Below are 22,432 nucleotides of genomic sequence, written 5' to 3' on the forward strand. Positions count from 1 at the left end.
TGTCATTTGTGGGGGCATTGCGACATCGCTCGCGCCCGGTGTTCAGGGTTTTGGGACGAAGGCCGCGGTCGTGCGGATCATCATGTCGATGCCGATCGCGATGAAGTGGTCCATCACCGGCGCAATACGCGGCATCATCAGCTCGATCACCACCAGCCCCACGCCCAGCGTGAGCGGAAAGCCGACGGCGAAGATGTTGAGTTGCGGCGCCGCGCGATTCAGAATGCCCAGCGCCAGGTTGCAGATGAGCAGCGCGGCCACGAGCGGCAGCGACAGCATGAGCGCGAGCATGAAGAGCTGGCCGCCCAGCATGGCGAGATAGTGCCAGCCCACGCTGGAGAGCGGTACGGCGGAGACTGGCAATACCGTGAAGCTTTGCACCAGCGTGGCGAACATCACCAGATGTCCATTGGTGGCGAGGAACACGAGCATGGCCACGACATTGAGCAGCATGCCGAGCACGGCGGTGCTGCCGTCGCTGTTCGGCGTGAGCAGCGTGGCGAACGACAGCCCCATCTGCAAGCCGACGAAGTCGCCCGCCATGCTGATGGCGGAGAACACGATCTGCATGCACCACCCCAGCGCCGCGCCGATCATCACCTGCTGCACGAGAATCCAGAGTCCCTCCCACGAAAACGGCGAGGCGGCGGGCATGGGGCCGAGCACCGGGGCGAGCGCCAGCGCGACAATGCCCGCGAGGCCGATCTTGACCGTGCCGGGCACGGCGGCGTCGCCGAACAGGGGGGCGCTCATCGAGAGCGCCAGCAGGCGCACGAATGGAAACAGGAACGCCGCAATGACGCCCGAGAGTTGTTCGTAAGTGAAGCTGATCAACGCGGGCGCGGCTTACCCGACGAGGCCGGGAATGCCCGTGAGCAACTGGCGCATGTAGTCGACCATCAGGTTGAGCATCCAGGGGCCGGCGATCACCAGGGTGGCGAACACGGCCAGCAGCTTCGGGATGAACGACAGCGTCATTTCATTGATCTGGGTGGCGGCCTGAAACAGGCTCACGAGCAGACCCGAGACGAGCGCGACGAGCAGCAGCGGCGCGGCGAGCAGCAGGGTGACCTGCATTGCCTGATGGGCCAGCGCCATGACGGTTTCCGGAGTCATCTCGCGTTCCTGCGCTACATGGTGAAGCTCTGGGCGAGCGAGCCCAGCAGCAGTTGCCAGCCATCGACCACCACGAACAGCATCAGCTTGAACGGCAGCGATACCGTGGAGGGCGACACCATCATCATGCCCATCGACATCAACACGCTCGCAACCACCAGATCGATGATCAGGAACGGAATGAAGATCGTGAAGCCGATCTGAAACGCTGTCTTCAGTTCGCTCGTGGCGAAGGCGGGAACGAGAATGCGCATCGGCACGTCTTCGGGGCCGTTCATCGGCGGGGTCTTGGCGAGCTTGGCGAAGAGTGCGAGGTCGGCTTCACGCGTCTGCTTGAGCATGAACGCGTGGAACGGCTTGGCGCCGGTGTCGATGGCCTGCTCGAAGCTGATCTTGTTCGCGGCGAACGGCTGGTAGGCGTCGGTGTAAGCCTTGTCGAACACCGGCGACATGACGAAGAAGGTCAGAAACAGCGCCAGGCCGATCAGAATCTGGTTCGGCGGCGACGTGGTGACGCCGATGGCATGGCGCAGCAGCGAGAGCACGATGATGATGCGTGTGAAGGCGGTCATCATCAGCAGCATCGCGGGCAGGAAGCCCAGCGATGTGAGCAGCAACATCGTCTGCACGGACAGCGAATAGGTCTGTCCGCCGCCGGGCGCCGGGGTCGTGGTGAACGCGGGCAGCGTGGCCTGCGCCAGGGCGGTGCCCGGCAGGGCGAGGCAGGCGAGCGCCAGTCCCAGCGTGATACCGAGTGCCCAACCCGCTTGGCGAGGCGATGGCCCGGTCAACCGCAAACCGCGCGCCATCAGGAATCCTTTTTCATCGTTTCGCGCAATTTCTGCGCAAACGCTTGTGCGGCGCGGTTGGCCTGCGCGCCCGGATGGGCAACGGTGGGCGCGGCGGGCATATCGGCGACACGATCCGCATCGATCACATGCAGGCTGCGCACCTGACCGGGCGCAACCCCCAGCACGATCCAGTCGCCCGCGACCTCGACCACGACCACGCGTTCACGTTGGCCCACGGCGGCGCTGCCGACCACGCGCACGTTGCCGCCCCCCAACGGGCGTTGCAGCCCGAAACGCTTGGCCAGCCACGCCAACCCGAAGAGCAGCGCCAGCACCAGCACGAGGCCCAGCCCCGTCTGCACGATGCCCGCGCCGCCAAGGCTCGGTACGGCCGCAGCCTGCGAGGCCGTGCCCTGGGCGTGCGCGGTGGCGATCGTCAGGCAGGCCAACAGGGCGGCCGCTGCCGCGGCACGCCCCACGGGGGCGCCGCGGACTTTTGTTGCATTCATCGGTTGAGCTTTCGGATGCGTTCGGATGGCGTGATGATATCAGTCAGGCGAATGCCGAACTTGTCGTTCACAACCACGACTTCGCCCTGGGCGATGAGGCAACCGTTGACCAGCACGTCCATCGGCTCACCGGCCATGCCGTCGAGTTCCACCACGGAGCCCTGCGCCAGTTGCAGCAGGTTCTTGATGGCGATCTTCGTGCGGCCCAGCTCCACGGTCATCTGGACCGGGATGTCGAGAATCAGGTCGATGTCGTTGTGCGTCGCGTTCGGCGGATTGCCGGCCGTGGCCGCCAGGGGCTGAAACACGGGGGCGGCGGCCGGTGGCGCCGCGGCTTCGGTCGCCGTCTGCTCCGCCATGGCACTGGCCCACTCGTCCGCCATGGCCTGGGCGTCGTCACCAAGCGTTTGAGGGGTATCGCTCATCACTCGTTGTCCTTCGTGTAATCGCTGTGCGAATGGTTGATCATCTGGTTCACGCGCAGCGCATATTGACCGTTGAACACGCCGTAATTGCATTGCATCACGGGCACGCCGTCGACCTTGGCCTCGAGCACCTCGGGCACGTCGAGCGGAATCACGTCGCCCACGCGCATGTTGAGCAACTGCGAGAGCGTCATGTCGAACTGCGCGAGGTTGGTCACGATTTCGACGTCGGCCGCTTGCACCTGTTGCGAGAGCAGACGCACCCAGCGCTTGTCGACTTCGAGCGTCTCGCCTTGCAGGGGGCTCGAGAGCTGGTCGCGCATCGGCTCGATCATCGAGTACGGCATGCAGATATGGAATTCGCCGCCGACCGAGCCGAACTCGATGTCGAACGTGGTCGTGACCACGACCTCGTTAGGCGTGGCGACGTTGGCGAACTGAGTGTGCATTTCGGCGCGCACGTACTCGAACTCGACCGGATACACCGGTTTCCACGACGCCCCGTAGTTCTCGAACACCAGGTCGAGCAGGCGCGCGATGATGCGCTGCTCGGTCTGCGTGAAGTCGCGCCCTTCGACGCGCGTGTGGAACCGGCCGTCGCCGCCGAACAGGTTGTCCACCACGAGGAACACGAGGTTCGGGTCGAACACGAACAGCGCCGTGCCGCGCAGCGGCTTGATGTGGACCAGATTGAGGTTGGTCGGGACAGGCAGGTTGCGAATGAACTCGCTGTACTTCTGCACGCGTACCGGGCTGACCGAGATTTCGGCGCTGCGGCGCATGAAATTGAACAGGGCAATGCGGAACAAGCGCGAGAAGCGGTCGTTGATGATCTCGAGTGTAGGCATGCGCCCACGCACGATACGCTCTTGCGTCGCGATGTTGTATGGCCGGATGCCGGAATGCTCTTCCGACTCCGACCGGTCATCCTGTTCGCCGGTGACACCCTTCAGAAGGGCATCGACCTCTTCCTGCGACAGGAACTCCTCATGCGCCATGTATCACTCACTGAATTACAAACGCGGTGAACAGCACTTCGCCCACGGCCTGCTGCGGCATGTTGGCCGCGAACGGCTGCGCGACCAGTGTGCGGATCTCGCTCGCCAGACGGCGCTTGCCGTCGATCGTGGCGAGATCCTGCGGCTGCTTGGACGACAACAGCAGCAACACACGGCTGCGCACTTCGGGCATGTGCTGCGTGATGCGGGCTTGCGTCTCGGCGTCTGCCACCTTGAGCGAGAGGCCGATATGCAGATAGCGCTCGCCGTCTTCGCCCGTCAGGTTCACCGTGAACGGGTCCATGCTGACGAACACGGGGGGCGGCGGGGGCGGTGGCGCTTTCGCGGCTTCCTGGCGTCCGGTCAGCAAATACACGGCCGTTGCCGCGCCGGCAGCGGCCATAAGGGCTACCGCAACGATCAACAGAATCCATTTGCGCATGCTCCCTCCGGAGGGAGCCGCGGCTTGCGTCGATGCGGGATTTGCCATGTGTTCGCCTGCTATTGGGTAATGATTGTCGGCCAACCCGCCAACGGGTGATCGGCCGAAAAGAAGGGACAATCGCGTCTAACTCGCGTCTTTGTCTTAACGGCAGAAAAACCGGCTGGCTTTAGGGCGGTGCGACGCCCGGTCGCGCCGCTCGTGCGGATCCCGGGGGGAGATCAGGCGAACGTGTCGACGAGACCGTTGCTCACGCGTACCGGAACGCTCACGGTCGTGGCGAGCGTCGCGTCGTCGCTCTGGCCGAAGCCCGGGGTGCCGCGTGCGTTGCCGTTGCCGCTTCCATTACCGCTTCCGTTGCCATTCGCCCCTTGCTGGGCAAAGGCCTGTTGCTGCGAACTGTCGCTGCTCACGGTAGCGTTACCCAGCGCAATGCCATTGTTGGCCAGGCTTTCGCGCAGTTGCGGCAAGGCCGCCTGCACGGCGTCGCGCACGGCGGCGTGTTGCGAGACGAACATCGCCTGCGCCGAGTCGTTCGCCACGTTCAGCACCACGTGCAGCGGACCGAGATCGGGCGGATTCAGGCTCAATTGCGCCGTTTGTGCATGGGCGGACGAGAGCCAGACCACTTGCTGCGAGAGCTGGTTGTTCCAGTCCTGCGTCCCCACGCGCGCGTTCAGGGCGAGCGCGGCGGGCAGATTGGCCTGGACCGGCAACTGCGGTTGGGCGTCCAGCGCTGGCGTGGCCGTTTGCGCGATCTGTGCGGCCGCCTGCGTGGCGGTGGCTGTCGCCGCTTGCGCGGCGGTGTCGCGATGTCCCTGCGCTTGCGCCAGCGCGTCGGCCATGCGTTGGGCCTGGGCGTCCGCACTGACCGGTGTCGCTGCGGTCTTGGCATCCGCCGCCGCTGGTTGTGCGGACGTATTGGTCTGCGTTGTCGTACCGTTCCTGGCCAGGGCGTCGAGCGGGAGGCCGCCAGTCTTGTCGGCGTTCGATGCCGCTGCGCCATTGACCGGTGCGCCCGCGTTGGTGGTCGTGGTCGCGGCCTTGGCGTCGGCCGGCGCCTGGCCGGTCAGTTGCGCGGCGCCGGTGGCCTGCAGCGCGCCGTTCACTGCGGCGGCGATGGCTGCGCCGGTGCCGGACTTTGCGTCGGCCGAACCCGCGTCGGCCGGGGTGGCCGGGGCAGGGGTCTGGGGCGGCAGCGGCGCGTTGTTCATGGCGGCAAGGGCGACGGCAAGAGCGGCTGCCGGATCGCCGGGCGCCGCTGTGGCCGCCGCGTCGTCGGCGGTAGCGTCATTCTTGTCGCTGTCGGCCGTCGTCGATTTCGAGGATTTCGTCGAAGCGTTCGTTTGGTTTGCCTGGCCCGCCTGCCCGGTCTGGTTCGCCTGATCGGCTCGCGAGCTGTTGTCGGCGGTGTTCTGCGTCGGCGTTGCGCTGCCGCCCGAGGCGTTCCCGGACGACGCATTCGTCTGACTCGCTTGCGCGGCCGTATTGTTCGCGCTGCTCGCGGCGGGCTGAACCGTCTGGCGGGTCTGCTGCGAGAGCACGGCGGAGAAGGGCAGCGCGTTGCTGTCGTCGGTGTTCGACGATCCGGCGCGGTGGCCCGTCACGGCTTGCAGGGCCGCGCCTGCGGAATCGGTCAGGAAGCTAAGAATCGACATAGTGGGCGCCTTGGGTCCTTCAAATCGGGGAGTCGGCACGACGGCGCAGGCTGCGCGCGGCGTACTCGTCGTTTTCTTTCTGCTCGCGGCGCGCGACACGCAGCGCCGTGCGGGCTTGCTCACGCGAAGCGAGCGTACCGAAGGAATTCAGGCGGCGCTGCTGCGCTTGCCATTCGCGGCGTGCGGCCGCGAGACGCTCGTCGGCTTGCTCGAGCAGCATGGCTTGCTGTCCGATGGCCGTGTCGAGCGTATCGATGAATTGCTGGAAGTTGCGCCAGTCGCAGCCGGCCATGCCCTGAATCGTCGCCGTCTGCATGCGCGTGCGGTATTCGTGGCGATACTGGCGCAGTGCTTCGAGCTGACGCTCGACCTCGGCGCGCTGCGTCTGGCGTTCGCCGAGCAGGCGCGCGGCTTCGTCCACGTCCTTCTGGGCGAGTTCGATGAGCAGCTTGAGGGGCAGGGTGGAATTCATGGCCGCCGCCGGTTAGTGGAACAGACCGTGCATCTGGTGCACGGCGTCCGGATAACTGGCCCGCTCGCGCATTCCCTGTTGCAGGAAGTTTTCGAGTCGGGGATACAGCTCGATCGCCTGATCGAGCATCGGATCGCTGCCCGGCGCGTACGCGCCCACATTGATGAGGTCGCGGTTGCGCTGATAGCGCGAGAGCATCTGCTTGAAGCGCCGTACCTTGTCGAACTGCCCATCGTCGATGAGCGCGGTCATCGCACGGCTGATCGACTGTTCGATGTCGATCGCCGGATAGTGCCCCGACTCCGCCAATTGACGCGAGAGCACGATATGGCCATCGAGAATGGCGCGGGCCGAATCGGCGATCGGATCCTGCTGGTCGTCGCCCTCGGTGAGCACGGTATAGAACGCGGTGATCGAGCCGCCACCGTCCGGACCGTTACCGGCACGCTCGACCAGCGCCGGAAGCTTGGCGAACACGGAAGGCGGATAGCCCTTCGTGGCCGGCGGCTCGCCGATCGCCAGTGCGATTTCGCGCTGGGCCATGGCGTACCGGGTGAGCGAGTCCATGATCAGCAGCACATCCTTGCCCTGATCGCGGAAGTACTCGGCCAGCGTGGTGGCGTACGCCGCGCCTTGCAGGCGCAGCAGCGGCGAGACGTCGGCGGGCGCCGCCACGACGACGGAGCGCGCCAGGCCGTCCGGCCCGAGAATGTTTTCGATGAAGTCCTTCACTTCGCGGCCGCGCTCGCCGATCAGGCCCACGACGATGACTTCGGCCTGCGTGAAGCGGGCCATCATCCCCAGCAGCACGCTCTTGCCGACGCCCGACCCGGCGAAGAGGCCCATGCGTTGGCCGCGCCCGACGGTGAGCAACGCATTGATGGCGCGCACCCCCACGTCGAGCACCGAGTCGATGGGTGCGCGACCCAGCGGATTGACCGGCACCGACGCGAGCGAGGCGCTGTCGGTCATGCCCAGCGGGCCGAAATCGTCGAGCGGACGGCCGGCGGCGTCGACCACCCGGCCGAGCAGCGCTTCGCCCACGGGCAGACGCTTGCCGTTGTGACGTTGATTCGGCAGCGGACCGTCGGCGGCGGGCTCCATCGGGTACACGCGAGCGCCCGGCAGCAGGCCGGCGACCTCCGTCTGCGGCATGAGAAACAGACGGTCGCCACCGAAGCCGACGACTTCCGCTTCGGCCGTGGCCGGTTCGCGCGAGGCGTCGTGCACCGGCAGCTCGATCAGGCAGCCCGCGCCGACCGGCAGGCGCAGACCGACGGCTTCGAGCACGAGACCGGCGGCGCGGGTGAGGCGGCCGCAGCGGCGCGTCGGTTCGACGGCGTGAACGTGCGCGATGCGCTCGCGCAGCGTGTTCTGCCAGCGGCGAAGATGCGAGTCGCGGGCGATCTCGCGAGCGTCCAGGACGTGCGTGGCGGCTTTCGGCGCGGCGGATTCGATGGCAGCGCTCGGATCGGGACTGCCGGGTTCGGCGTCGGCGCTTGGCCATTGAGCCGGACGGTCGCTGTGATCGGCGTGATCGTTTGGGTCGTCGGGTTGCAGCGCGCCGGCCTGCGCGGTCGGTGGGGTCGTATCGAAGCCCGAGCCGACGCCCGTATCGATTTCATCCCACAGGCGCACCGAGGGCTTCGTGCCGTCGTTCGCCGGGGCGGGCGCGGAGGGCGTGGAGGGCGCGGAGGGCGTGGCGGCATCGTGCGTGTTCTCGGTGCTGGGCAGCACCGGCGCATGCGCGGTAAGTGGGGTGAGGTCGGCGTTCACCACGGCAGATCCTTGCCCAGCGCGGCCATCACACGCTGCCAGCGCGTGGCGACGGTGGCATCGACTTCGCCACTCGCGGCTTCGGCCTTGCAGCCGCCGCGTTCGATGGTGGAATCGGCGCGCACGGTCCAGCCCGCAGCGCGCAGTTCCGCGCCCACATGCGCGTCGACGAGCGCGACGTCTTCCGGATGCAGGAGCAGACGCGGCGAGCCGGTCAGCGGATCGTTGGAGAGCAGGTCGCGCACGAGCGGCAGCAGCGTTTCGGGGCGAATCGTGAGGGTCTGGCCCAGTGCCTGGCGTGCGATGTCGAGCGCCAGTCCGAGCAGCGGCTCGGCCACTTCGCGATCGATGGCGTTCACCGCGTTGCCGAACCCATGCGCGATATCGGCGAGTTGTGCGGCACGCGTGTCGACTTCCTGTTGTCCGGCAGCCTGCCCGGCGGCGTAGCCCTCGGCGTGACCGGTGGCGTAGCCTTGCGCATGGCCCTCGGCGCGCGCCGCCTCACGCCACGCAGCGATCTGTTCCGCGAGCGCGGGATCGTCGAGCGGGTTGGGCGGCAACGGTTGCGGCGGGGACGGCGGCGGCGGCGGGTCGAACGACGCCATCTCCCAGCGCTGCCAGGCGGAAAGGCGTTCTTTCGGAATGATGGTCGACATGCGCGCGCGGTCCCTGGTCGGTTACACGTAAGCGTCTTCGCCGCGGCCGCCCACCATGATGGCGCCCTGATCGGCGAGGCGCCGCACCACTTGCAGCACCTTCTTCTGTTCGGCTTCGACTTCCGAAACGCGCACCGGACCGCGAGATTCGAGATCTTCGCGCAGCAGCTCGGCCGCGCGCGCGGACATGTTCTTGAAGAACTTCTCGCGCAGCTCGACCGGCGCGCCCTTGAGCGCGATGATGAGCGACTCCGACTCGATCTCCTTGAGCAGCACCTGGATGCTGCGGTCTTCCACGTCGAGCAGGTTCTCGAACACGAACATCTCTTCGACGATCTTCGCCGCGAGGTCCGAGTCGTAGTTGCGCACGGCTTCGATGACCGACTCTTCGTGCACCCCGCCCAGGTAATTGAGAATTTCCGCTGCGGTGCGTACACCGCCCATCGGGCTGCGCTTGATGTTCTCGCTGCCCGAAAGCAGTTTCGTCAACACGTCGTTCAGCTCACGTAGCGCGGCAGGCTGAATGCCGTCGAGCGTGGCAATGCGCAAGACGACGTCGTTGCGCAGACGCTCTGTGAACAGCGCGAGCACTTCCGAGGCCTGGTCGCGGTCGAGGTGTACGAGGATCGTGGCGATGATCTGCGGATGCTCATGGCGGATCAGCTCGGCGACGGCCGTCGAGTCCATCCACTTCAGACCCTCGATGCCGCTGGTGTCGCCGCCTTGAAGAATGCGCTCGATCAGGCCCGCGGCCTTGTCGTTGCCCAGCGCCTTGTTGAGCACCGAGCGGATGTATTCGGAAGAATCGAGCGAAAGCGCCGAGTGCTGTTCGGCTTCGAGCACGAAGTCCTGCAACACGTCGGCGATCTGGTCGCGCGTGACCTGCCGCAGCGAGGCCATGGCCGCGCCGAGCTTTTGCACTTCGCGCGGCGCGAGGTACTTGAAGACCTCCGCCGCTTCGTCTTCACCCAGCGACATCAGGAGGATGGCACTGCGTTCGAGTCCCTCAGCCGCGCTCATCGCCACCACCCACCCATGATTTGACTACCGTTGCCACGATCTTCGGATCCTGTCGCGCGACTTGGCGCGCGTACTGCAAATTGCGCTCGTAGGCGCTGACTTCGGCCCGCTTGCCGGCCTCGCCGTCGGCATTCTCGCCCTCGACGCCTTCTCCCCCGGCGGCACCGGCCGCACCGGCCAGCGTGGGCTCGGCCGGCGGCGGCGGGGTCAGATGCTTGCGAATGGCCGGACGAATGACGCCGAACCACAGATAGAGGCCGACCAGGCCGATCAAGACCCACTTGCCGACTTGCTTGGCCAATTCGATGTTCTGGCGCTGACGCCACCACGGCAGGTTGGCTTCCGGATCGGCCTCGACCGTGAACGGGCTGTTGACGATGTTGAGCGTGTCGCCGCGCTGGGTCGAGTAGCCGATGGCTTCCTTCGCCAGGTTCTGTATCTGGTCGAGCTGCGCTTGCGTGAGCGCCACCATCGCGGCCTTGCCCTTCGCGTCGGTGCCCGGGTGATAGTTCACCACCACGGCGGCCGACAGACGCTTCAGACCGCCCGTCGCTTGCTGAACATGGCGAATCGTGCGGTCGACTTCGTAGTTGACCGTGGCGTCCTTGCGGTCGCTGCGCGGGCCCTGCGGCGCGCTGGCGGCGCTTGCCGCGTTTGCGGCGTTTTGCTGGGCGAACTGCTGCTGCGTTTGCGTGATGGGCGCGGTGGCTTGACCCGGCGGCTGGTTCGACAACGCGCCGGGCACCCCGCCGGCGGGCGTGATGCCGATTTGCGAGGCTTCGCTGTTCTGCTGACTGCGCACCGCCTGCTCGCCCGAATTCGGCTTGTAATTCTCCGACGTCTGCTCGACCTGGTTGAAGTCGACGTCCGCCGTCACCTGAGCGTGCACGTTGCCCGGCCCGACGATCGGGTTCAGGATGGCCTCGATACGGCGCGCATACGATTGTTCGAGTTCGCGAACGTACTTGAGCTGGCTGGCGTCCAGACCCAGCGCATTGGCGCTCTGCGCGGAGAGCAGATTGCCGTTCTGATCGAGCACCGTCACGTTCTTGACCGGCAGCTCGGGCACACCCGATGCGACCATGTGGACAATGGCGCTGACCTGGCCGTCGTCGAGCACGCGGCCCGGATACAGCGTGACGAGCACCGAGGCGCTGGGCTTTTGCTGCTCACGCACGAAGACCGACGGCTTGGGGATCGCGAGATGCACGCGCGCGGCCTGCACCGCCGACAGCGATTCGATCGAGCGGGCGAGTTCGCCTTCGAGGGCGCGTTGGTAATTGACCTGCTCGGCAAACTGGCTGATGCCGAACTTCTGGTTGTCCATCAATTCGAAGCCGACCAGACCGCCCTTGGGCAGCCCTTGCGAGGCCAGACGCAGCCGCACCTCGTGCACCTGCTCGGCCGGCACCAGAATGGCACCGCCGCCCTCGGCGAACTTGTACGGCACGTTCATCTGCTGCAGCGAGGTGATGATGGCGCCCCCGTCGCGATCGCCCAGGTTGCTGTACAACACCTTGTAGTCGGGGGCACGGCTCCACAGGAAAACGGCGATCAGCAAGGCGATGAGGGCCGCGCCACCGATGAGCAGCGGCAGGCGCTCGCGCGAGCGCAACTGCGCCAGCAGGGGCGACTTGGCGGCGACGTCCGCCGACTGGGTGGCGGCGTTCATGCGCGGCTCCACGCCAGCGGCGTTAACACGACGTTCTTCGCGGTGGAAGTGCTCACTAACATGCGACAGAATTCTCCGGGGGTACGCTTGGCATCGCGCTCACGTGCGACGGGCGCTAAGGATTGGAAAGGTCCGTTACCCGGTGCGCACGATGCCGATGGTCCTGATTATTCGTTGCCGAATGTGGAATCGTTTCAAGGATTAGGCGGGTGTTTTGCCGCCAATTAGGGTCTTGGGGGCTTGCCAGGCGGTGGTAAGCTCCGACGTAACTGATAAAAGGCAAACCGGTGAGCGCGACGCGGTGTCGCGGCGCTGCCGGTGCCAATCGAAGACAAGCGAGGACGAGCATCATGGCCATTCCGGGGATCGAGTCGGTATTGCAGAAGCTGGGCAGTGTGGCGTCGCAGGCGGCGGGCTCGATCCTGGGCACCTCGACCGCTGGCACCGGCGCGGCCTCGGCGACGGGTGGTTTCGCGTCCGAACTGGAAAACTCGCTCAAGCGCGTTTCGTCGGCGCAGAACGGCGCGGAGTCACAGGCTCGCGCGTTCGAAATGGGGCAGCCGGGCGTGGCGCTCAACGACGTCATGGTCGATCTGCAGAAAGCCAACATCGGCTTCCAGATGAGCTTGCAAGTGCGCAACAAACTCGTGTCGGCCTATACGACCGTGATGAACATGCAGGTGTAATGCCCACGTAGGGCATGGGAGGGCGCGCCGAAGCACGTCGTCCGCACCGAAAAGGCCTCGTCGACCTTGGACGGGGCTTTTTTATTGTCGGCGGGCGCGTGCTCGCGAGAGGGGCGATGCGCTGCCGGCCGATGACGTGCCCGGGCCGGCAGGCCGCGCACCGGTCATGCCGCACCCGCGCATGCGGGTTGCGGCGGCATGATGCGCTTCAGAAATGCGTGAAAGCGCGGCACGGTGAATGCCGCATCGTCCAGCGGGGTGCTGTAGAGCATGCCCTTGTTGACGAGTGCCTGTCGAACCGGTTCAAGCGCTTCGGCAGGTTTGCCAAATTCCGCGGCGACGGCGTGCAGATCGTGCGGACCTTCTCCCAACTCTGCCATCGCCCGCAGGTAGTGCTTTTCCGTCGGGGTCAGCCGCTCGAAGCGGAGGCGGTAAAAGTTGTTATCCAGCGCATCGATGGCCGCCCTCGACGCAAGTCTGACGTGTTCCGAAGTGATGGGACTTTCGTGCGCCACCTTCCAGACGAGCTTCCCCCATTGTTGGAGAAAATATGGGTAGGCGCCCGTGCGCTCGACGATCTCGTCAAGCGCATCCGGCGTGATGGCGACGCCGGCTTGTGCGGCGGGGACGGCGATCGCATCGCGTGCCCCGGCATTCGAGAGCGGTCCGATCGTGGCGATTTCGAACATTCGCTCCGCATAGGACTTGGCGTCACCCACCTGCCGGATCAGTGGCGGCAAGCCTGCGCCGATCAGAATGACGGGCAGCTGGTATTGCGCGCATCGGTGAAGGGCGTAAAGCAACGCGGACAACTCCCGCTTCGGCATGCCCTGAAGTTCGTCGATAAAAATGGCGAGCACGGTGTGCGCCGATCGGGCCGCGCGCCCCACCTCAACGAGCAGTGCACAAAGATCCAGGTCGAGAATGCCGCAATCCGCCAGACCTGGCTCGGGCGCGTAATCCAGACCGACTTCGATGCCGTCATAGGTGACTTTCAATCCGGAGACGAAGCCGGCGAGCGCGCGCAATCCTCGAACGACGGTGTCCTTCGCCGACTGTGTTCGACTCATGCGCAATAACGCGACACGCAACGCCGGGGCGATCGAGGCCGGCAGCGACTTCACTTCCGGGGCTTCGAGATGCACGGTGATCGCGCCTTGCTGTTCGGTGTCGTAAAGGAGACGTTCGAGCAGCACCGTCTTGCCGACACCACGCAGGCCGATCAGCAGTTGACCATTGGCGTGGCGTCCGATGCGAAGGCGTTCGATGCAGACACGCACTTCCTCGCGAATATCATCGCGTCCGGACAAGGCGGGCGGCGGTGTTCCCGCGCCGGGATTGAAAGGATTCTGAATGGCTTCCATGGCAGACACGCAAGGTTGGGTTGGCGAGCAAATGCCCATGCCCGGCACGCGGTGCCGCGACATACGGAGAGAATCCTAGTGAGATCGCTTGTGCTGCGCGGATGGCAAAACGTCTGCCCATCGCGAGGAAGCCGGGGAAGCCTTTGCCCGCAGCGGTGCGCCGCTCGTCAGCGGTTACGGGGCAGGGCAGGAATTCAGACACTTCACCGCACGCTCGCCCGATGTGCGAACGGCATGACTTAGCGCGTGCGGTGGTCGGCGGATGGATTGTCGAATGCGTTGGACGGTGACGTGGCTGCGGCGGCCGGCAAGTCGGCCGAGGACGCCGGGGCGGCGACGCCCGGCGGCAGCGGCGGCGGGTGGCCACCCCGTCCCGCTTCGAGTTTGTAGAGCCACGCCAGCAACTCCGCGACCGCCTGATAGAGCTGCGCCGGAATCCGCTGATCGAGGTCGACCTGCATGAGCAGGCTTACCAGCTCCGGCGATTCATGCACATACAGGCCATGCTCGTGCGCGGTGCGCACGATCGTTTCGGCGAGCAGGCCGTAGCCCTTCGCCACCACGCGAGGTGCCGTGTCGTTCGCCCCGTAGGCGAGCGCGATCGCCGTGCGACGCTCCGGTGGCAGCGTCATGCCGCACCTCCGGTCTCTGCGTCTGGCGGCACATCGCCCGCCGAGGGCCCTCGCTGCCCGGTGGCATTGGTCGGGGCGGCAGCGTGCACTGGGCGCGCAGGGTCGGCCGGGTTGGCACCTGCCGATGACCCGCCGACGCTTGCCCCCGCGTCCGTCAGCGCGCCGAACGACAATTGGCTCGCGATGAGTCCGACGGCCGCGAGTCGCTGGCGCAATACCTCACCCTCTTGCGACAGTACATCGGCCGACACGGACGAATCGGTCAGCAGGCGCGCCTGTAACTGCTGCCCGGACAACCCGAGCGTGACGTCGACCGTGCCCAGCAACGGCAGCGTGAGACGCAGATGGGTATGCCATGTCGAGGGCGTGGCCGCCTCGCCGGGCATCGGTTGCCCGGCCCGTTCCTCGACCTGCCATGTCATCGGCGCTCCCGGCCACGCCATGCCGTTCCATTGGAATTGCGGATTCACCAGCATGTCCAGCTGCTGACGCACCAGCGTGACACTTTCCGCGGGCGCATTCGCCACGGCGGCCATCACCCCGGCCGGGCCGTGCGGCGCAGCATTGGGCGGTGAGCCGTTGCTCAGCGCAGCGAGGGTGGCGTCGGCCCCCTGCGCGCCTGGCAATACGCTGCTCGTTGTGTGCGCCACGCTTGCGGCATGCGCCAACGCGTTGGCCGTGTTGGGCAGATTGGCGCTCGCATGCAGACCGCTATCGGCTGCCTCGCCCGTTGCCGGTGGCGCAACGACGCCGGGCGACGCGGCACCGGAGGCGGCCGCCACGGGCGGGGTCGACGGGCTGAGCGTCGGCCAACCGGTGGCCAGCACGGCGTCGGCGCCCGCAGGGCCGAGCAACCGGGTGAGGGGGCCGGGACCGGGCAGCGTGGCGTCGGCACCGGCCGCGCGCAACTGCGCGGCCAGATTCGCCGAAGCGGGCCAGCGCAATTGCGGCTCGGCCTGTAGTTGCTCGAACGAGCGGCTGCCCGAGGCCCACTGCGACAGATGCGATTCGTAAAAGAGCCCGCTCGCGGACAACGCCTCCTTCAACGCCGCCGCGAGCAGTGGCGCGAGCGCGGGCGCGCCGGTGCCGGGGGCGGCCGGCCATACGGGCGTGCTCGCCTGCACGGGGCCAGGCGAGTCGGGCGCCAGCCGCAGAATCGTGTCGATGGTGCGCGCGGCGGCCGAGAGCGTCGCCTGTTGAACGGGGGAGGCAAGCCGGGCACCGGCTTGCGGCGGCGCGTTACCGAGTCCGACGGCCGTCGTCGACGGGCGGGTGGCGAGGTCGACGAGGGCGGACGTGGCGTCGCCGGTGGGCTGCAGGCCCGATACGGCACCTGGCGCAGTCGTCGAGGCCGCGCCTTGCCCGGCACCCAGCAATGTGTCGAGCCGTCGTGCGAGCGTTGTGGCCAGCACCGAATCGAGACCGGCCATACCTGACTGACTCCGAAGAATGGGCGACGCGACGCGCTGGCGCGTCAGGCGCCCAGGTTCAAGCCGTAGACTTCGTGCAGGGCACGTTGACGGCGTGTGCTGTTGATCATGGCATCCAGATGCGCCAGGCGCGGTACCACGAGATCGCGGATCGCGGCGTCGTCGGCCAGAATGCGACGGATGACGGCGTGCTTTCGCGCCCGCTCGTCCTCGCTGAGCGGTAGCGACGCGTCGAGCTGCTTGATCGAATCGACCTGCGCACGATACTGCATCTCGAGGTCGATGAGGGCATCCCAATCGCCATCGCGCGCCACGCCGAGCATGCGCTCCGTGAGGCCGGCAATGCTCTCGTAGCAGTTCAGCAACGACTTGGCTTCATTCATAGCGCACTCCGGTGCCCGCCTGTGCGGCGGGGGCCCCCGTGCCGGCCGCCGGCGTGATCGCTCGCCAGGCCGATGCAATCGTATCGAGCAGGGTGTCGACTTCCTGCACCTTGACCACGTCGTTCTCGAGATTCGCCTCGAGCAGGCGTTGGCCCATGTAGTCGTAAAGATCGCGCAGGTTGCGAGACAGTTCTCCGCCGGCGTCCATGTCCAGGCCGTCGCGCAGACCGCCAATAATGCCGATGGCTTTCGAGAGCGCGAGTCCGCGATCCGCGATGCGGCCGTCTTCGAAATGGACGCGGGCCTTCGTGAGGGCTGCCTTGGCGCCGTCGAACAGCATCATGATGAGCTGGTGCGGACTCGCGGCGATGACGCCCGTCTCGAGTCCGACTTTGCGATAAGCGTTGGCGGCGTTTTGACCGTACATGACTTTCTCCGAAGCGCGCGGCGTGAGTGCGTCGCGCGCTTACTTCGAGGACGACGACGAAGACGACGACCCGCCAAGCACCTGCTTGAGGTAGTCGCTCGTGTTCTGCAACTTGGCCATCGTCGCGTCCAGCGCCGTGAACTGGGCGAGGTAGCGGTTCTGCATCTGCGTCATCTGGTCTTGCCAGTCGCTTTCCTGTTGCTGCACGTGCTTGATGCTGGCATTCAGGTTCGACGTGGCCGTGCTGATGGCGCCCTTGGCACTCAGGAAGTTGCTGACCTGGTTCGACAGCAGCGACGCATAGCCTTGCGAGAAATTGATGGTGCCGCGATTGCCGAGGTTGGTGCCGGTGACCTGGATCTTGAGGCCGTCGGTCAGCGAACCCGCGGCGCCGGTCAGCGACTGGCCGCTGCCCGTGGCGATCACGCCGCCGATCGAGCCGCCGACATCCACGCCATCGGTGCTGGGCGACACCCCCGTGCCGAACAGCGTGGTCTGGGCATTGCCCGACGTCACGCGGATGTTCGAGGCGGAGCCGTAACGGTTCGACGTAATCGACAGCACCCCGGCCGTCTGCTTGACGGTCACTGTCGAGCCGTTGGCGACGAATTGCGAGTTGCCATTGATCGCGGCCTGCAAGGCGGCGGCCATCTTGTCGGGCGTGTAGGTGCCGTTCGGGATGGTGATGGTCGTGCTCGTGCCGTCGACCTGCACCGTCAGCGTATTGTTGGTGCCGTTGATGACGGTGTTCGCGCCAAGCGTGGCGTTCGACGTGAGCGTGCCTTGCGTCGCCAGTCGCGTGACGACGACGTCGTACTGGCCCGGCTGGGTATTGGTGGTCGAGCTCTGGTAGTTGATCAGGCTGTCGCTGGTCGTGCCGTTGGTGGCAAGCAACGACGCGAGTTGGGCGAAGCCGCCCGAGGCGATGGCCTTCTGCAGCTTGGTCGAATCGACCGCCAGCTGGCCCGATGTATCGGTGGCACTGCCGGAGCCGTCGCCGGCCTGGAACGTCACGCCGATGTCCGCGAGCGAGGTCAGCACCGATCCCGAGACCCCTGGCAGCTTGCCGTTCAGGATCTGCTGGATCTGCGTTGTGATCATCTGCGTGGTCGTGTCGCCGATCAGCGGACCGTTGTTGTTCGAGGTGCTGCCGGGCGAGGCGCTCGACTTGTCGAAGTACGTCAGTTGGCCGATCGCGGAGTGCAGCGTGTTGTACGCGGTGACGAAATCGCTGACGGACTTGGTGACGCCGTCGCTGTTGTTGCTGACGCTGACGGTGGTCGAGCCGGTCTTGAGCAGGGTCATCGACAGACCCTGCACGGCGCTCTTGACCGTGTTGGTCTGGCTCGACACGGCCAGGCCATTGATGGTCAGGTTCGCGTTCTGGCCCGCGGCCGTCTGCGTCAGGTTCTGGGTGGCGGTGGGGTCGTACGCCAGCATGTTGGTGAGCGTGGCGTCGCCGCCGGCGGCGACGTCCACCTTCATGCTCATCGCCTGGCCGGTCTGCGTCGAGGTCAGCACCAGGCGGTTCGGCGTGGCGCTGCCGTCGTTGACGATCGTGGCCGTCACCCCGCCCTTGGCGGCGTTGATGGCGTCGCGAATGCCTTGCAGCGAGTTGTTGCTGTTCGTGATCGTGATGCTGAACGGTGCCTGCTGCGCATTCGGCGAGAAGCTGGCGCCGGTGTACGTGCCGTTCGCGAGCGTGCCGCCCGATATCGTGCCGAAGCTGAACGTCAACTGGGTGGACGCGCCCGTGCCGATCGAGGCGGCAGGATCGGACACGCCGGACGTCGACAGGCTTTGCGCCTGCGCCAGTTGCGTCGTGTTGATCGTATAACTGCCCGCCTTCGCCGTGGTGTCCGCCGACGTCGTCAGGAAGGTCGCGTCGCCCGGTGTGGCGGTCATCTGCAGGAACGACGACGCCGACGACAGGGCCGACAGCGACGACTGGAACGAACTCAGCGCCGATTGCAGGCTGCCGAGTGCGGAGACCTTGGTCTGATAGCTGGCTTCTTGTGATTTGAGCAAGCTGAGCTTTTGCGTGGCCGGCTGCATCAGACTGGTCACGAGCGCGTTCACGTCCAGCCCGGAGCCGATGCCCGGTGACGAAATGGAGCCCGTAGTGCTACTGCCGGTAGTCGCCATAAATTGCTCGCTCTCTAAAATGGTTGCTCAACTCACAAAACGCCGGCACAAAAAGTCTGCCTTTGTAATGTTTGCGGCGGCACCCCCCGTGAAGGTGGCGCCGCCGGCGGCCCGACCACGTTGCCGCCGGGCGTCAAACCCAACCCAACAGGCGCTTACTGGAGAAGCTTCAGCACTTGTTGCGGCAGTTGGTTGGCCTGGGCCAGCATCGAGATACCGGCTTGTTGCAGGATCTGCGATTTGGTCAGGTTGGCCGTTTCCGAAGCGTAGTCGGTGTCTTGCACGCCCGAACGCGCCGTGGTCAAGTTCTGCGTCGTGGTCGACAGGCTCGAAATCGTCGACTGGAAGCGGTTTTGAATAGCGCCCAGGGTCGATTGCAGCGTGTCGACGGTGCCGATGGCCGAGTCGATCTGCGACAGCATCAGCGTGGCGTTGTTGACCGACTTCACGTCGGCTTGTGCCAGGCTACCGCTCGTGGCGTAGGTCGTGGCTGCCGTCGGCAGGCCCAGCTTGGTCAGGATGGCCGGCGTGCCGCCGCTGATCTGGAATGCCTGACCCGAGCTGAGGTGCATTGCGCCGTTGTTGTCCACGTACGCGTTCACACCGCTGTTCGACGAGTTGATCGCGTTGGCCAAATCGGAGGCGCTGTTCATCTTGCCAGTGATGTTGGTCGCCTTGCCGTTGACGGTCAGCACCAAGTCGCCCGCCGCCAGGGTCTGCGAATACGTTGCGGCAACGTTGCTCGACGTGATGGTGGCACCAGCTGCGACGGCCGTCGTGGGGATGTTCAGGTTCGCCGCGATGGTGTCGACAGCGCCGCTGAACGTCATCGTCTTGGCAGCGTCCGTGTTGGTCAGGGCGAGTTCTCCGGCCGCGTTGACCGAAGCGACGTTACCCGTGAAACCGGCTTGCTGTGCGGCGGCGTTGATCGCCGTGGCCAGATCCGCTGCGCTGTTGTACGTACCGGCCTTGACGGCCTTGGTAACGTTGGCGCCGGCAGCGTCGAACGTGACCGCCAAGTCCGAAACCGTGTAGCTCAGCGGATTCTTTACCGTCGTCGTTTGCGCAACCGAACCGATGTCGGCAATTTTCATGCTTTGTTGCAGGTTGACCGAGATGGTCTGACCTGCGTTGGCGCCGACCTGGAAGTTCGCCGTGCCCATCGAGCCGTCGAGCACGTTCAGGCCGTTGAACGACGTTTGCGTGGCCAGACGGTTCACTTCCGCCAGACGCTGTTGAACTTCCTGATCGAGCGCGGCACGGTCCGAAGCCGAGTTCGTCGAGTTGGTCGACTGAACGGCCAGCGTGCGGATGCGTTGCAGGTTGTCGGTGATCGCCGACAGGGCGCCCGCGGCGGTTTGCACCAGCGAGATACCGTCGTTGGCGTTGCGCTGCGCTTGCTGCGTGCCGTTGATCTGGGCCGACATGCGGTCCGTGATCGCCAGACCGGCGGCATCGTCGGCGGCGCTGTTGATGCGCATACCCGAGGACAGGCGCGTGATCGAGGTTTGCAGGCCCGACTGCGACGTGCTCAGGTTACGTTGTGCAACCAGCGAGAAGATATTGGTATTGATGACAGATGACATTTAGCCACTCCTTTCCCAAAATTTTTGGCTCCGGCTTAAGCGCCGTAACTTCGGCTCTACAGCCATTCGCCGAAAGCCGCCGTTGTAGGGGATATCGGACGGCCATTGGGAAAATTTAGGGTGATTTCACAAAATGATGTGTCACCCCCCATCGACGGGCCCTGTCGATGTAGGAAAAACGCTAGCGGACCAGTCTACAAAATTCTTCCCCGATCGATCCCGCAAGGAAAGGGGCAATCTGCCGCTTATTCAATCCCTGTAAGGCTTGGAGAGGCGCAGGCGACTGCCTGGCCCCTGTCGCGCGACCGCCAATTCTCGGCAGGTGGCAACGCTTTGAAGGTGCACGAGAAAATTTCTCGCCCGGGTGAGAAAGCGTTGCCGGACGCAACGCTGTCGACGACCGAGGTCGGTTCGGCGGTCCGAAATGCACGTGGCCCGCGTTCTCGGGCCACATAGTGATCGCTTACTTCTGATTGGGTGGTGCCGGAGCGCTCAGGCGCAGAGCGGTCCCATCTCGGCGCTGACCAGGCCGTGTTGCATCACGTAATAGGTGAGTTCGGCGTTGTTGTTCAGGCGCATCTTTTCCAGCAGGCGCGTGCGATACACGCTCACCGTCTTGACCGAGAGCGAAAGCGCATTGGCGATGTCGGTCAGGCGCTTGCCCGAGCCGATCATGCAAAGCGTCTGATATTCCCGGTCGGACAGGCGCTCGTGCGGCGGTTGGTCGGCGTCCGGGCCGAGGTAGTCGGCGAGCGTCTCGGCGACCATCGGGCTGACATACTTGCGGCCCGCGGCGACCTGCCGCACGGCGGAGACCAACTGCTGGGCGTTCGAGCGCTTGCTCAGATAACCGGCCGCGCCGGCCTTGAGCGCCCGAAGCGCGAACTGGCCTTCACCGTACATGCTGAAGATCATGATCGGCAGACGCGGATGTTTGCGTCGCAGGGTCTTGAGAATTTCGAGCCCGTTCGTGTCGGGCAGCGAAATGTCGAGCAGGACGATGTCCCACTGGGCGGCGTCGGTCATCTCCAGCGCTTCCGCGCCGCAGTCGGCTTCGCCGACGACCGAGATGCTCCCGCTGTCGGAGAGCAACTGTCGCACGCCCTGACGCACGATGGCGTGGTCGTCGACGATGAGCACTCTGAGCGTCATGATGCGTATCCGTGAAGAGCAAGCGATTCCGGGGCATGATGGCCGGTCGCGGGTGCCGCGGCCGGGGACGACAGAATCTGGTGCCAGGGAAGACGCGCGCTCACGAGCGTCCCCGATCCTTGCGCACTGCCAATACGTATCGTGCCGCCAAGCGCCGTGCAGCGCTCGCGCATCCCAACCAATCCGAAATGTCCCTGCTTGCGACGCGCGCCGCGGACCAAGCCGCAACCGTCGTCGGAAATCGTGAGTTTGAGTGAACGATGACCGCCGTCGAGCGCCACCACTACGCGAGAGGCGTGTGCGTGTCGGGCAACGTTGGTCAAGGCTTCCTGCGCAATTCGATATAACGCCAGCACCGCGTCGGGCGTGAGCTTGGCGACGCGCTCACGCGTCACGTCGTCGCAGCGCCAAATGCAGGTGAGACCGCTTTGTTCGCCAAAGCGACGCAGCCAGGCGCGCAACGACGCGACGAGACCGGCGTCGAGCGCGGGGGGGCGTTGGCGGCAGACGAGGTCATCCGCCGCGTCTTGCGCCGCGTTTGCTGCCTGCTGAATCTGGGTGCAGAGGGACTGCCACTCGGCGGCGTCGGCCGGGGCGCGCGTGGCAAGACGCGCTACCACCAATTGCAATGCCGTGAGGTGCGCCCCAAGTCCGTCGTGTATCTCCCTGGCCAGGCGCGTGCGCTCGGCTTCGCGAGCGGCGTCAATTGCGTGTGCCTCGGACTGTGCCGGCGCGCGCGAGGCGGACTCGGCGGGCAACGCCGTGTCGCACGCGGCCGCCAGACCCGATGTCGGCGTCACGGCGCGCGTGTGCAACGCGTCGTCAAGTGACACGCGACGTCTCGCAGCCTGTGCGGCACGATCGACGAGAAACGGCATGGAGGCAAATTCCTGAGAGAAAAAGTCCCGTGCCGCAACTTGCGCGCCGAGACCCCACCGAATTTAACAAACTTTACATTTCGTCACAATTACACGTGGCAAACAAGCACGTGACGGACGTCGAAGCATAACTCTTTGATTTGGATCAAAAAGTATTGGCTTGCTTAAGGGGAATTCTGCGAAGACCCCAAAATATATCAGGGTTTGTCCTAGC

23 protein-coding genes are annotated in these 22,432 nt (G+C 65.6%); 1 reads left to right on the plus strand and 22 read right to left on the minus strand.

Translation table 11 applies throughout. The annotated features are described in order from the left end of the window. Positions 1 to 42 precede the first annotated feature (42 nt). The 13 genes from fliR to fliF form a co-directional block, all read right to left on the minus strand. Positions 43 to 834, minus strand: a complete 792-nt coding sequence (fliR, locus tag PanNE5_RS07695; protein WP_017233643.1) for a flagellar biosynthetic protein FliR — start codon at positions 832 to 834, stop codon at positions 43 to 45. Positions 835 to 846: 12 nt separating this feature from the next. After that, on the minus strand, positions 847 to 1,116 hold the full coding sequence (gene fliQ, locus PanNE5_RS07700) for a flagellar biosynthesis protein FliQ (RefSeq protein ID WP_026131892.1): 270 nt from the start codon (positions 1,114 to 1,116) through the stop codon (positions 847 to 849). 14 nt (positions 1,117 to 1,130) lie between these two features. Then, complete coding sequence (gene fliP / locus PanNE5_RS07705; protein WP_017233645.1) at positions 1,131 to 1,925, minus strand: flagellar type III secretion system pore protein FliP; 795 nt, start codon at positions 1,923 to 1,925, stop codon at positions 1,131 to 1,133. Beyond that, on the minus strand, positions 1,925 to 2,416 hold the full coding sequence (fliO, locus tag PanNE5_RS07710; protein ID WP_261939562.1) for a flagellar biosynthetic protein FliO: 492 nt from the start codon (positions 2,414 to 2,416) through the stop codon (positions 1,925 to 1,927). Before fliO ends, fliP begins: the two co-directional genes overlap by 1 nt. Continuing rightward, positions 2,413 to 2,841: a flagellar motor switch protein FliN gene (gene fliN, locus PanNE5_RS07715; protein WP_017233646.1), complete on the minus strand. Its 429-nt coding sequence runs from the start codon at positions 2,839 to 2,841 to the stop codon at positions 2,413 to 2,415. Before fliN ends, fliO begins: the two co-directional genes overlap by 4 nt. Further along, positions 2,841 to 3,839, minus strand: a complete 999-nt coding sequence (gene fliM, locus PanNE5_RS07720; RefSeq protein ID WP_017233647.1) for a flagellar motor switch protein FliM — start codon at positions 3,837 to 3,839, stop codon at positions 2,841 to 2,843. Before fliM ends, fliN begins: the two co-directional genes overlap by 1 nt. A gap of 7 nt (positions 3,840 to 3,846) precedes the next feature. Further along, the gene (fliL, locus tag PanNE5_RS07725) at positions 3,847 to 4,281 is read right to left on the minus strand and encodes a flagellar basal body-associated protein FliL (protein WP_017233648.1); all 435 of its coding nucleotides are present in this window, start codon (positions 4,279 to 4,281) and stop codon (positions 3,847 to 3,849) included. Positions 4,282 to 4,502: 221 nt separating this feature from the next. Then, positions 4,503 to 5,939 (minus strand): flagellar hook-length control protein FliK, encoded by a 1,437-nt coding sequence (locus PanNE5_RS07730; RefSeq protein ID WP_261939563.1) that lies wholly within the window; start codon positions 5,937 to 5,939, stop codon positions 4,503 to 4,505. Positions 5,940 to 5,958: 19 nt separating this feature from the next. Then, positions 5,959 to 6,411 (minus strand): flagellar export protein FliJ, encoded by a 453-nt coding sequence (gene fliJ, locus PanNE5_RS07735; RefSeq protein ID WP_017231687.1) that lies wholly within the window; start codon positions 6,409 to 6,411, stop codon positions 5,959 to 5,961. Positions 6,412 to 6,423: 12 nt separating this feature from the next. Beyond that, positions 6,424 to 7,971, minus strand: coding sequence for a flagellar protein export ATPase FliI (fliI, locus tag PanNE5_RS07740; protein WP_410007584.1), 1,548 nt, complete (start codon positions 7,969 to 7,971; stop codon positions 6,424 to 6,426). Positions 7,972 to 8,183: 212 nt separating this feature from the next. Continuing rightward, positions 8,184 to 8,843 (minus strand): flagellar assembly protein FliH, encoded by a 660-nt coding sequence (gene fliH, locus PanNE5_RS07745; protein WP_261939564.1) that lies wholly within the window; start codon positions 8,841 to 8,843, stop codon positions 8,184 to 8,186. A gap of 21 nt (positions 8,844 to 8,864) precedes the next feature. Beyond that, entirely contained in the window at positions 8,865 to 9,863 is a 999-nt protein-coding gene (fliG, locus tag PanNE5_RS07750; protein ID WP_130027558.1) for a flagellar motor switch protein FliG, read from the minus strand. Continuing rightward, the gene (gene fliF, locus PanNE5_RS07755) at positions 9,850 to 11,535 is read right to left on the minus strand and encodes a flagellar basal-body MS-ring/collar protein FliF (RefSeq protein WP_017235189.1); all 1,686 of its coding nucleotides are present in this window, start codon (positions 11,533 to 11,535) and stop codon (positions 9,850 to 9,852) included. Before fliF ends, fliG begins: the two co-directional genes overlap by 14 nt. 350 nt (positions 11,536 to 11,885) lie before the next feature. Between fliF and fliE the strand changes: the two genes are divergently transcribed. Beyond that, the gene (fliE, locus tag PanNE5_RS07760; RefSeq protein ID WP_017235190.1) at positions 11,886 to 12,221 is read left to right on the plus strand and encodes a flagellar hook-basal body complex protein FliE; all 336 of its coding nucleotides are present in this window, start codon (positions 11,886 to 11,888) and stop codon (positions 12,219 to 12,221) included. Between the two features lie 164 nt (positions 12,222 to 12,385). On the opposite strand, the gene PanNE5_RS07765 is transcribed toward fliE, so the two are convergent. From PanNE5_RS07765 to PanNE5_RS07805, 9 genes are all read right to left on the minus strand, one after another. Continuing rightward, positions 12,386 to 13,585 carry an ATP-binding protein gene (locus PanNE5_RS07765; RefSeq protein WP_261939565.1) on the minus strand — a complete coding sequence of 400 codons (1,200 nt, stop codon included), beginning with the start codon at positions 13,583 to 13,585 and terminating at the stop codon, positions 12,386 to 12,388. 239 nt (positions 13,586 to 13,824) lie between these two features. Further along, on the minus strand, positions 13,825 to 14,217 hold the full coding sequence (locus PanNE5_RS07770) for an EscU/YscU/HrcU family type III secretion system export apparatus switch protein (protein WP_150564401.1): 393 nt from the start codon (positions 14,215 to 14,217) through the stop codon (positions 13,825 to 13,827). Beyond that, on the minus strand, positions 14,214 to 15,647 hold the full coding sequence (locus PanNE5_RS07775; protein ID WP_261939566.1) for a flagellar hook-length control protein FliK: 1,434 nt from the start codon (positions 15,645 to 15,647) through the stop codon (positions 14,214 to 14,216). The genes PanNE5_RS07770 and PanNE5_RS07775 overlap by 4 nt, the downstream gene beginning before the upstream one ends. A gap of 44 nt (positions 15,648 to 15,691) precedes the next feature. Then, a complete protein-coding gene (locus PanNE5_RS07780; RefSeq protein ID WP_017231579.1) occupies positions 15,692 to 16,030 on the minus strand; it encodes a flagellar protein FliT in 339 nt (112 codons plus the stop codon). Continuing rightward, entirely contained in the window at positions 16,023 to 16,457 is a 435-nt protein-coding gene (gene fliS, locus PanNE5_RS07785; protein ID WP_017231580.1) for a flagellar export chaperone FliS, read from the minus strand. The genes PanNE5_RS07780 and fliS overlap by 8 nt, the downstream gene beginning before the upstream one ends. A 39-nt stretch (positions 16,458 to 16,496) precedes the next feature. Then, the gene (gene fliD, locus PanNE5_RS07790) at positions 16,497 to 18,602 is read right to left on the minus strand and encodes a flagellar filament capping protein FliD (RefSeq protein WP_017231581.1); all 2,106 of its coding nucleotides are present in this window, start codon (positions 18,600 to 18,602) and stop codon (positions 16,497 to 16,499) included. Between the two features lie 155 nt (positions 18,603 to 18,757). Then, positions 18,758 to 20,188, minus strand: coding sequence for a flagellin (locus tag PanNE5_RS07795; RefSeq protein WP_017231582.1), 1,431 nt, complete (start codon positions 20,186 to 20,188; stop codon positions 18,758 to 18,760). Between the two features lie 492 nt (positions 20,189 to 20,680). Further along, positions 20,681 to 21,340 carry a response regulator transcription factor gene (locus PanNE5_RS07800; RefSeq protein ID WP_017231583.1) on the minus strand — a complete coding sequence of 220 codons (660 nt, stop codon included), beginning with the start codon at positions 21,338 to 21,340 and terminating at the stop codon, positions 20,681 to 20,683. Then, the gene (locus tag PanNE5_RS07805) at positions 21,337 to 22,218 is read right to left on the minus strand and encodes a sensor histidine kinase (protein WP_017231584.1); all 882 of its coding nucleotides are present in this window, start codon (positions 22,216 to 22,218) and stop codon (positions 21,337 to 21,339) included. Before PanNE5_RS07805 ends, PanNE5_RS07800 begins: the two co-directional genes overlap by 4 nt. Between the last annotated feature and the right edge of the window lie 214 nt (positions 22,219 to 22,432).

Source organism: Pandoraea sp. NE5 (genome assembly GCF_024363545.1).
In the GTDB taxonomy this organism is placed as follows: Bacteria; Pseudomonadota; Gammaproteobacteria; order Burkholderiales; family Burkholderiaceae; genus Pandoraea; species Pandoraea cepalis.